The following is a 9,580-nucleotide window of genomic DNA, read 5'->3' as shown; positions in this document are numbered from 1 at the left end:
CCGCCGCTCCGATCAGCACGGCCGCCAGCGCCACAATGGTCAGAATGCGGCCCGGTGCAGGCCAGCCCCCCCGGCCGGCCCCGCGATACAGCGCCGCTGCGCGCACATGTTCCACCTGCGCCAGTGGCCAGAGCGTGAACAGAAGCGCGGTGATCAGGCCATAGAAGGCCGCCTCGACCAAGGGGCCGGGATAGACGGCAAATTCCACCGGAAACGGCAGAGCACCTGCGATCAGCGGCCCGGCCAGCACCGGCACCAGCGCACCCAGCGCCAGCCCGATGACCACCCCCACCACCGCCAATACGCCTGCCTGCACCAGAAACAGCCGGAAGATCAGCCCGCTTTCAGCGCCCAGCGTCTTCAGCGTGGCGATGACCGGCACCTTTTCCTCGGCCCAGGCTCGCACAGCAGCGGAAACACCAACGCCGCCTACGGCCAGCCCGGCCAGCCCCACCAGCACGAGAAAGGCGCCGATGCGATCCACGAAACGCTCCACCCCCGGCGCGGCGCGCCGACTGTCCCGCCAGCGCAAGCCCTTGTCGGTGAACCGCGACTCGGCCGCCGCCTGCACAGCATCCAGATCGGTGCCCGGCGGCAGGTCCAGCCGGTATTTCGTTTCGAACAGCGCACCGGGCACCAGCAGGCCCGAATTCGCAAGATCGGCGCTGCGCACCAGCGTTGGCGGGCCAAGACCAAAGCCTCCCGTTGCGCTGTCGGGCTGGCGGATCAGGGCCGCCGCAACGCGAAAGGCCTGTGTACCCAGTTTGACGGTGGCGCCGGGTGCAAGGCCCAGCCGGTCCATCAGAACCGGGTCGATCACCGCGCCGGGCAAACCATCACGCGGGGTCAGCGCCTCTGCCAGCGGCATCGGCGGGTCCAGCAGAACCTCACCTTTCAGCGGGTAAAGATCGTCCACTGCCGTGATCTGCGTCAGCCCGCGCTCCTCGCCCGCGACCAGCATGGAACGGAAATCCACCACCTCGGACACCCGGTCGGCCGCCCCGGCCATGAAGGCACGTTCGTCTTCATCAGCGTAGCGATAGGTAAATTCCATCTGCGCATCGCCGCCCAGCAGAACCATGCCCTGCGCGTCCAGTCCGGCATGGATGGCGCCGCGCAACTCGCCCACTGCCGCGATGGCGGCGACACCCAGCGCGATACAGGCGAGGAAGATGCGGAAGCCCCGGATGCCGCCGCGCAACTCACGCCGCGCCAGCCGGATCGCCAGAGGCCAGCTCATGCCGCCACCTGCCCATCCGCGACTTTGCCATCCACCAGCCGCACCACCCGATCACAGCGCGCGGCCAGCTCCGGCGCATGGGTCACCAGAACCAGCGTGGCGCCATGGCGGTCGCGCAGGCCGAACAGCATGTCCATGATGGCGGCGCCATTCACCCCGTCCAGATTGCCGGTCGGCTCATCTGCCAGCAGGATCGCCGGGCGCGGTGCCGCAGCGCGCGCCAGCGCCACGCGCTGCTGCTCGCCCCCCGACATCTGGGCCGGGTAGTGATCCAGCCGGTGGCCAAGGCCCACGGCGCGCAACTCGGCCTCAGCCCGGTCAAAAGCGTCACGGGCGCCGGCAAGCTCCAGCGGCACGGCCACGTTTTCCAGCGCGGTCATGGTCGGGATCAGGTGAAAGCTCTGGAACACCACGCCCATGTTACCCCGGCGAAAGCGCGCCAGCGCGTCTTCGTCCATCGCGCCCAGATCCTGCCCCAGCGCGCTGACCTGCCCTTGCGTCGCGCGCTCCAGCCCCCCCATCAGCATCAGAAGCGAGGATTTTCCCGAGCCGGAGGGGCCGATCAGACCCAGCGTCTCACCCCGATCAACCGTCAGTGAGATGCCCTTGAGAATCTCGACCGCGCCCGCATTTCCGTTCAGGGTAAGCCCTGCCCCCTGCAACACCAGAATGGGATCGCCCATGCCGCTGACCGTCATCCGCTTCGCCTCTTGCCTGTCTGCCTCGGTTGGATATGGGACGGTGGCGCGTTTTTGCAAAGCCTTGCCGATAGTTGCGATGACGGTTCTGCCCGCAGGTGCCGAACCTGTGACCGTGGTTGCACTGGGGGACAGCCTGACCGCAGGCTATGGCCTGCCCGAGGGCGAGGGGCTGGTGCCACAGTTGCAGGGCTGGCTCAGGGCACAGGGCAGTGACGCGGTGGTGTTAAATGCGGGCGTGTCGGGTGATACAACGGCGGGTGGGCTGGCGCGGCTTGACTGGTCGCTGACGCCGGAAACCGATGCGCTGATCGTGACGCTGGGCGGCAATGACCTGTTGCGCGGGCTGGACCCGGCGACGACGCGGGCCAATCTGGATGCCATTCTGGCCAAGGCACAGATGCGCAACCTGCCCGTCCTGCTGATCGGCCTGCCGGGGCCTGCGAATTTCGGGCCGGAATGGAAGGCCGAATTCGATGCGATCTATCCTGATCTGGCAGCGAAATACGGCACGCTTCTGGTGCCGAATTTCATGGCTGGTCTGGGCAACGCAGACCCCGCAGCGTTGCGTGGGTTGATGCAGGGCGACGGCATCCACCCCAATGCCGAAGGGGTGGGCAAGATCGTCGCGGCGCTGGGGCCAGAGGTTCTGGCCCTGATTGCCCGCGCCAAACCCTAAAGCAGATCAGCAATCCCCGGCGCCCCGGTTTCCAGCGCGACCCGCAGCTTGCCATGGGCCGCTGCCTCGATCTGGCGCACACGTTCTTTCGACAGGCCAAGTTCCTGCCCCAGGCTTTCCAGTGTGCGCCCCGGTGCGCGCAATTGCCGTTCTGTCACGATCAGCCGCTCGCGCGGGGAAAGGCCATTCAGCGCATCCGACAGCCAGCCGCGCAGGATTTCAAGATCATGGGCCGCTTCAACGGTTTCAGCAGGACGGGGCGCATCATCTTCCAGCAGGTCCACCCATTCGCGGCCCTCGCCCTCGCCCGCCTGCACGGCATTCAGCGAGAAATCGCCCCCCGACAGGCGGGCCTCCATCATCTCCACATCGCCGAGCGAGACGCCAAGTTCTGCCGCCACCGCCGCACGCAGCGCGACGGGGCCGGGCTGCCCCAGCTCGCGGTCCAGCCGCGACCGCACGCGCGCAAGATTGAAGAACAGCGTCTTCTGCCCCGAGGTGGAGCCGGTGCGCACCAGCGACCAGTCGCGCATCACATGCTCCTGCAATTCCGCCTTTACCCACCACACGGCATAGGTCGAAAAGCGCACGCCGCGATCCGGGTCGAATTTGTCGGCCGCCTTCATCAGGCCCAGCGATGCCGTCTGGATCAGATCGTTCATCGGCGTACCATACCGACGGAACTTCGCCGCCATGGAAATCGCAAGCCTCATGTAAGCGTGGATGAGCCGGTTCAGCGCGGCCTGATCGCGTTCATCGCGCCAGGCCCGTGCCAGCTGCGATTCTGTCTCTGCGTCCAACAGCTCTGCCCGCATCGCTTGGCGGGACAAGCGTTGATGTGTATATCCGTCAAGCGCCATGACATTCCCCCGTCGGTGCCCGGTGTGATCGGTGTCGCCGGATACCAGGGATACGAGGCAAGCCGGTGATCGGATCACAAACAAAACAACTATCCCTGCCACAACTTTCGATCGTGCTGGGCGGTTCCCGTTCCGGCAAGTCACGATTTGCGGAGCGGCTGGTCCGGCAGACCGGCCTTCCCCGCACCTATATCGCCACGGCGCAGGCTTGGGATGACGAGATGCGCGACCGCATCGCCACGCACCGCCTTGACCGCGGCGCGGACTGGCACACCGTCGAGGCGCCGCATGATCTGCCCGAGGCGGTGGCGGCGGTGGCGGCAGGATCGGTCGTGCTCGTCGATTGCGCGACCCTCTGGCTGAGCAACCGCATGCTGGCGGAGGCTGATCTGGCGGCAGAGGCCGCACGGTTGCTGGCCGCACTGACCGCCTGCGCGGCGCCGGTCGTCGTTGTCAGCAACGAGGTCGGCTGGTCCATCGTGCCGGAAAACGCGCTGGCGCGGCGCTTTCGCGATGAACAGGGGCGCCTGAACCAGCGGCTCGCCGAGGCGGCCGGTCTGGCCGTTGCCGTCATCGCCGGGCTGCCGGTGGTGCTGAAGGGACAACTGCCATGAAGCGGCTTTGGTGGGTCCGGCACGGACCGACGCATGAGCGCGCCTTCTGCGGCTGGCGGGATGTGCCCGCCGATCTGTCGGATATCGCAGCCATTGCCCGGCTGGACGCCTATCTGCCAGCGGCGGCGCCGGTCGTGTCGTCAACCCTGCTGCGCGCCCGCGCCACGGCAGATGCGCTGGCGGGATCCCGCCCCCGCCTGCCTGCCCGCGACGACCTGCGCGAGCTGCATTTCGGCGAATGGGAGGGCTTGCGGTTTGATGAGGTTTCGGCCCGCGACCCGGACCTGTCCCGCGCCTATTGGGAAGATCCCGGCGATATCGCGCCCCCCGGCGGTGAAAGCTGGAACGCCGCAGCGCAGCGAATTGACGGCGCGGTGCAGGCCCTGATATCGGCGGCCATGCCCGATCTTGTCATCGTGGCGCATATGGGGGTCATCCTGACCCGGCTGGCACTGGCGCTGGATGAGGCGCCTTCCGAAGCATTGGGACACCGGATTGACCCTTTATCTGTGACCTGCCTCAGCTTCGACAACCGGCGCTGGCGGGCCGAGACGATCAATCACATTCCGTGATGTATCTCCCGACAGAGTTTCGTTTCCCCGCCTGACCTTCGCGCGCTAGGCTCAGGAAAACACGGAGCATTTCATGACCGCCCCCTATGATCTTGCCATTGGCGACCGCGCCTATTCCAGTTGGTCGCTCCGCGGCTGGCTGTTGTTCGAGGCGTTCGGCCTGCCCTGCAACCTGCACCGCGCCCGGCTTTATACCGATGAATTTCCGGCGCTTCTGGCGCAATTCGCCCCTGCCCGCACCGTGCCCGCCGTGCGCATGCCCGAGGGAGTGGTCGTGGCCGAAAGCCTTGCCATCGCCGAAGAACTCGCCAGCCGGCATCCCGAAGCCGGGCACTGGCCTGCGGATCCGCGCGCCCGCGCTGTAGCACGCGCGCTTGCAGCCGAGATGCACGCAGGTTTCACCGCCCTGCGCGGCCATTGTCCGATGAACCTGCGCATCTCCTACGAGACCTGCGAACCACCGCCCGAGGTTCTGGCCGATCTGGAGCGGCTGCAACAGATCTGGGCCTGGGCGCGGCGGGAAACCGGCGCAACAGGCGACTGGCTTTGCGGCAATTATTCGGCGGCGGACGTCTTCTTTGCACCTGTCGCCACCCGCATTGCCACCTATAACCTGCCGGTCGGCGCACAGGCGTCTGCCTATGTCGCCGCGCATCTGGCCCACCCCGCCTTCCGCCGCTGGCGCGCAATGGGTATGGTGGACGGAGCCGATCAGCCCTTCTACCGCCGCGACTGGCCACAACGCGCCTGGCCCGGCCCGGCTGTGTTGCCTGCCCGCGCGGTCGAGGGAGCCACCGCCGATAACACCACCTGCCCCTATTCCGGCAAGCCGGTGACCCATGCGCTTGAACTGGAGGGACGGCGTTTTGGCTTCTGCAATGTCTTCTGCCGCGACAAGACCGCAGCAGACCCGGAGGCCTGGCCCGCCTTCATGGCCATTTACCGTTCGTAAACCATTCGCCTCTACCCGTTAACGAAGCTGAACGGGGCAGAGCATGGTTGCGCGCACCTTTACCGTCGCCTTCGAAGGGATCGAGGCCCGCATGGTCGAGGTGCAATGCGCCGTGGCGGCGGGCTTGCCCTCGTTCTCTGTGGTCGGCCTGCCCGACAAGGCGGTTTCCGAGGCGAAGGAACGGGTGCGCGCGGCCCTTGCCACCATGTCCATCGCGCTGCCGTCCAAGCGGATCACCGTAAACCTGTCGCCTGCCGACCTGCCCAAGGAGGGTTCGCATTTCGACTTGCCCATCGCGGTCGCCCTGCTGGCCGCGCTGGAGATCCTGCCGCGTGACGAGGTGGAACAGGTGGTGTCGCTGGGGGAGCTTTCGCTCGACGGGCGGCTGGTGCCGGTCGTCGGCGCCCTGCCTGCCGCAATGGCCGCAGCCGAAGCCGACCGCAAGCTGATCTGCCCCCGCGCCTGCGGCGCCGAGGCCGCCTGGGTCGGCGCCACGCAGGTTCTGGGCGCAGGGGCGCTCGATCAGGTGGTACGGCATTTCACCGGGCAGAGCGCCATCACCCCCTCCGAGGCAGGCGAGGTTGCCCGCCCTGCGCAAACCCGTGACCTGCGCGATGTGAAGGGGCAGGAACGGGCGAAGCGGGCGCTGGAAATCGCCGCCGCCGGGCGGCATCACATGATGATGGTTGGCGCGCCGGGGTCCGGCAAATCCATGCTGGCCGCCCGGATGCCCGGCATCCTGCCACCGCTTTCCGCCGCCGAGGCGCTGGAAACCTCGATGATCCACTCGCTTGCGGGACTGCTGGGCGATGGCGGCATCTCGCGCGAACGCCCGTTCCGCGAGCCGCATCACACCGCCTCCATGGCAGCCATCGTCGGTGGCGGGCGCGGCGCCAAGCCCGGCGAAATCAGTCTCGCGCACAACGGCGTGCTGTTTCTGGACGAGTTGCCCGAATTTCCCCGCACCGTGCTGGAAACCCTGCGCCAGCCCATCGAAACCGGCGATGTGGTTGTGGCTCGCGCCAATGCGCATATCCGTTACCCCAGCCGTTTCCTGCTGGTCGCGGCCGCCAACCCCTGCAAATGCGGCTATCTCAGCGACCCGGCGCGCGCCTGTGCCCGTGTTCCCGGTTGCGGCGAGGATTATCTTGGCCGCATATCCGGCCCGTTGATGGACAGGTTCGACCTGCGGGTCGACGTGCCCCCTGTGGCTTTCACAGACCTCGACCTGCCGGCCTCGGGGGATGATTCGGCGACGGTAGCCGCGCGGGTGGCCGCGGCCCGCGCCCTACAAACGCGCCGCTTTGCCAGCCATCCGGGCCTGCGGGTGAATGCCGATGCAGAGGGCCGCCTGCTGGAGGAAATCGCCACGCCCGATGCCGAGGGTCGCGCGCTGCTGAACCGCGTCGCCGAGCGTTTCGGCCTGTCAGCGCGCGCCTATCACCGCATTCTGCGTGTGGCGCGCACCATTGCTGATCTGGCGGAAGAGCCGCAAGTCCGCAGCCCCCATGTGGCAGAGGCAGTCAGCTTCCGGCTCTCATTGGCCAACCGCACATCCGCCTGAGGCGCCTGCGGTTATGCCCCGCGTTTCGCTTCGATCACTTCCCAGATGTGGGCAGCGGTATTGGTGCCGTCAAACCGCTCCAGTTCCTGAATGCCGGTGGGCGAGGTCACGTTGATCTCTGTCAGCCAGTCGCCGATCACATCAATGCCCACGAAAACCTGCCCCTTTTCCTTCAGGACCGGGCCGATGGTGCGACAGATCTCCAGATCGCGTTCTGTCAGGCCCACCTTCTCGGGGCGACCGCCGACATGCATGTTGGACCGCGTCTCCCCGGCCTGCGGCACCCGGTTGATCGCGCCCACCGGCTCGCCATCGACCAGAATCACCCGCTTGTCGCCCCGGGAGACGGCAGGCAGGAATTTCTGCACGATCATCGGCTCGCGGCTCATCGAAGTGAACAGCTCGTGCAGCGAAGCAAGATTGCGGTCATTCGGGTCAAGCCGGAACACGCCCGCCCCTCCGTTGCCGTAAAGTGGCTTCAGGATGATGTCGCCATGCTTTTCCTTGAAGGCGCGGATCGTCCGCAGATCGCGCGCAATGGCGGTCGGCGGCGTCAATTCCGGGAAACGCAAAACCAAAAGCTTCTCGGGGCTGTTGCGCACCCAGAACGGATCATTCACCACTAGGGTTTTCGGATGGATCATCTCCAGCAGATGCGTGGTGGTGATATAGCCCATGTCGAACGGCGGATCTTGCCGTAACCAGACCACATCGAAATCAGCAAGATCAACCTCGGTTTCCGCGCCGTAGCTGACGTGATTGCCGAGTTCACGCCGCAATTCGATGGGGAAGCCGCGCGCCATCACCCGCCCCTCGACGAAGGCGAGATTGTCGGGCGTGTAGAAAAACAGCTCGTGTCCGCGAGCCTGCGCTTCCAGCGCAATACGGAACGAACTGTCCGCGTCGATGTTCACCGACCCGATGGGGTCCATCTGAAACGCGACCTTGAGACGCATGGGCAATCCTCCTGCTGACGCCCCTTCCTGCCGCAAGGTGCAGGCCGATGCAATCAGGCCGCGAAAGCGTTTTCCAGAATCTCGATACGCCCCGCCCCGTCGACCAGCGCGACATCGAAGCGCACCGGCGTCAACTGCCCCAGCGGTTCCTGCGCCAGATATTCAGAAGCGGCGGTACAGATGCGTGCCATCTGGCGGGGCCCGAGATGTTCGGCGGCCTGTGCATGGGTAGCGCTTTGCTTCACCTCGATGAAGATGATTTCAGCGCCATCACGCGCCACCAGATCAATCTCACCCCCCTGCCCGCGCCAGCGCCGTGCAACGATCTGACGGCCACCGCGTTCATACAGACGCTCGACCGAACCTTCTGCCGCCGCACCGGCCTGCCAGGCCCTTGCCCCGCGATCCGCGCGCTGTTTTTGCATCCTCACTCTCCGATCAATTGCAATGCCCGCTGGTAAACCTCTCGCCGGGGCAGCCCCAACGCCTCCGCCACCATCGCTGCGGCTTCCTTCACACGGTGATCGCGCAACGCCTGGCGCAACGCGGTTTCAAGATCTTCCGCACGGGCCGTTTCTGCCGGGGCACGGTCAATCAGCACAACGATTTCCCCCTTCGGATCCTGATCGCCGATCCGGTCGCGCAGTTCCTGTACCGTCCCGCGCAGCACCTCCTCGAATCGCTTGGTCAATTCCCGGCAGATAACGATCTGTCTTTCGCCTCCTGTATGTTCCGGCAATTCATCTAACAATTTCCTAACGCGTTTCGGGCTTTCATATAGGATCGCCGTCGCATCGCTGCGGGCGATGCCAGCCAGGAACTTGCGGCGCGCCTCGCCGGACTGAGGCGGGAACCCGACGAAAAGGAACCTGTCCGACGGCAGGCCTGACACGGTCAGCGCCGCAATGGCGGCCGAGGGGCCGGGGGCGGTATGCACCGCATATCCGGCGGCGATGGCGGCGCGGCCAAGCTGATAGCCCGGATCGGCCACCAGCGGGGTCCCGGCCTCGGAAGTATAGGCCACGCTGCGTCCTGCCGCCAGCGCCGCCAGCAGCCGGGGCCTCGCCTGTTCGCCGTTATGATCATGGTAAGCGACCAGTGGCCGGTCGCCCAGCGGGACGCCATGAATTTCCATCAGATGCCGCAGGGTACGGGTATCCTCGGCGGCCAAAACATCTGCGGTCGCCAGAAGATCCAGCGCACGCAGCGTGATGTCGCGGGCCGCGCCTATGGGGGTTGCCACGAAATACAGGCCCGGCGCGGGTTTCGGCGGCGGTCTGCCGGTGGCTGGGCGCGGATCGGTCATGGGCTGCGGCCTCCAAGTTTACTTCGGCGACGGTGGCGCGTATTCTCGCCCGCGACCGCTACGCCCTGACAGTGAGGAAGTCCGCATGTTCCCCGTTTTCCGTCTGGCCCGCAAGTCGCTGGCCCGAATGGTGCCCCTG

At 66.3% G+C, this 9,580-nt stretch carries 11 protein-coding genes; 5 read left to right on the top strand and 6 right to left on the bottom strand.

Annotation, left to right across the window (positions count from 1 at the left end; translation table 11 throughout):
- Together AO684_RS02845 and AO684_RS02840 are read right to left on the bottom strand one after the other, a co-directional pair.
- Window positions 1–1,240 (bottom strand): FtsX-like permease family protein (locus AO684_RS02845; protein WP_152968328.1); only part of this gene is annotated, 1,240 nt, incomplete at its 3' end.
- Complete coding sequence (locus AO684_RS02840) at window positions 1,237–1,923, bottom strand: ABC transporter ATP-binding protein (protein ID WP_054301238.1); 687 nt, start codon at window positions 1,921–1,923, stop codon at window positions 1,237–1,239. The genes AO684_RS02840 and AO684_RS02845, both read right to left, overlap by 4 nt.
- A gap of 94 nt (window positions 1,924–2,017) precedes the next feature.
- Between AO684_RS02840 and AO684_RS02835 the strand changes: the two genes are divergently transcribed.
- The gene (locus AO684_RS02835; protein ID WP_054301237.1) at window positions 2,018–2,617 is read left to right on the top strand and encodes an arylesterase; all 600 of its coding nucleotides are present in this window, start codon (window positions 2,018–2,020) and stop codon (window positions 2,615–2,617) included.
- On the opposite strand, the gene AO684_RS02830 is transcribed toward AO684_RS02835, so the two are convergent.
- Window positions 2,614–3,477 carry an RNA polymerase factor sigma-32 gene (locus AO684_RS02830; RefSeq protein WP_082400682.1) on the bottom strand — a complete coding sequence of 288 codons (864 nt, stop codon included), beginning with the start codon at window positions 3,475–3,477 and terminating at the stop codon, window positions 2,614–2,616. The genes AO684_RS02835 and AO684_RS02830 overlap by 4 nt on opposite strands.
- A 113-nt stretch (window positions 3,478–3,590) precedes the next feature.
- Between AO684_RS02830 and cobU the strand changes: the two genes are divergently transcribed.
- From cobU to AO684_RS02810, 4 genes are all read left to right on the top strand, one after another.
- Entirely contained in the window at window positions 3,591–4,091 is a 501-nt protein-coding gene (gene cobU / locus AO684_RS02825) for a bifunctional adenosylcobinamide kinase/adenosylcobinamide-phosphate guanylyltransferase (RefSeq protein ID WP_229825648.1), read from the top strand.
- Window positions 4,088–4,663: a histidine phosphatase family protein gene (locus AO684_RS02820; protein WP_054301234.1), complete on the top strand. Its 576-nt coding sequence runs from the start codon at window positions 4,088–4,090 to the stop codon at window positions 4,661–4,663. Before cobU ends, AO684_RS02820 begins: the two co-directional genes overlap by 4 nt.
- Before the next feature lie 73 nt (window positions 4,664–4,736).
- Entirely contained in the window at window positions 4,737–5,615 is an 879-nt protein-coding gene (locus AO684_RS02815) for a glutathione S-transferase (protein ID WP_054301233.1), read from the top strand.
- Between the two features lie 43 nt (window positions 5,616–5,658).
- A complete protein-coding gene (locus AO684_RS02810; protein ID WP_054301232.1) occupies window positions 5,659–7,179 on the top strand; it encodes a YifB family Mg chelatase-like AAA ATPase in 1,521 nt (506 codons plus the stop codon).
- Between the two features lie 11 nt (window positions 7,180–7,190).
- Here the strand turns inward: AO684_RS02810 and gshB are convergent, their stop codons facing one another.
- Genes gshB through rsmI form a run of 3 tightly spaced genes read right to left on the bottom strand, consistent with a single transcriptional unit; the run spans window position 7,191 to window position 9,441 of the window.
- Window positions 7,191–8,135: a glutathione synthase gene (gshB, locus tag AO684_RS02805; RefSeq protein WP_054301231.1), complete on the bottom strand. Its 945-nt coding sequence runs from the start codon at window positions 8,133–8,135 to the stop codon at window positions 7,191–7,193.
- 53 nt (window positions 8,136–8,188) lie between these two features.
- Window positions 8,189–8,560, bottom strand: a complete 372-nt coding sequence (locus AO684_RS02800) for a YraN family protein (protein ID WP_054301230.1) — start codon at window positions 8,558–8,560, stop codon at window positions 8,189–8,191.
- 2 nt (window positions 8,561–8,562) lie between these two features.
- Window positions 8,563–9,441 (bottom strand): 16S rRNA (cytidine(1402)-2'-O)-methyltransferase, encoded by an 879-nt coding sequence (rsmI, locus tag AO684_RS02795; protein ID WP_054301229.1) that lies wholly within the window; start codon window positions 9,439–9,441, stop codon window positions 8,563–8,565.
- Window positions 9,442–9,580 lie beyond the last annotated feature (139 nt).

It is taken from the genome of Gemmobacter sp. LW-1 (assembly GCF_001303875.1).
Classification (GTDB): Bacteria; Pseudomonadota; Alphaproteobacteria; order Rhodobacterales; family Rhodobacteraceae; genus Gemmobacter; species Gemmobacter caeni.
The sequence above is the reverse complement of the archived record's forward strand: the minus strand, read 5'-3'. Positions and strand labels throughout refer to the sequence as shown.

Excerpts from the sequence above, each read along its gene's own strand:
- AO684_RS02840 (WP_054301238.1), bottom strand. The coding sequence starts at position 1,923 with ATGGGCGATCCCATTCTGGTGTTGCAGGGGGCAGGGCTTACCCTGAAC.
- AO684_RS02835 (WP_054301237.1), top strand. The coding sequence starts at position 2,018 with ATGACGGTTCTGCCCGCAGGTGCCGAACCTGTGACCGTGGTTGCACTG.
- AO684_RS02830 (WP_082400682.1), bottom strand. The coding sequence starts at position 3,477 with ATGGCGCTTGACGGATATACACATCAACGCTTGTCCCGCCAAGCGATG.
- AO684_RS02820 (WP_054301234.1), top strand. The coding sequence starts at position 4,088 with ATGAAGCGGCTTTGGTGGGTCCGGCACGGACCGACGCATGAGCGCGCC.
- AO684_RS02815 (WP_054301233.1), top strand. The coding sequence starts at position 4,737 with ATGACCGCCCCCTATGATCTTGCCATTGGCGACCGCGCCTATTCCAGT.
- AO684_RS02810 (WP_054301232.1), top strand. The coding sequence starts at position 5,659 with ATGGTTGCGCGCACCTTTACCGTCGCCTTCGAAGGGATCGAGGCCCGC.
- gshB (WP_054301231.1), bottom strand. The coding sequence starts at position 8,135 with ATGCGTCTCAAGGTCGCGTTTCAGATGGACCCCATCGGGTCGGTGAAC.
- AO684_RS02800 (WP_054301230.1), bottom strand. The coding sequence starts at position 8,560 with ATGCAAAAACAGCGCGCGGATCGCGGGGCAAGGGCCTGGCAGGCCGGT.
- rsmI (WP_054301229.1), bottom strand. The coding sequence starts at position 9,441 with ATGACCGATCCGCGCCCAGCCACCGGCAGACCGCCGCCGAAACCCGCG.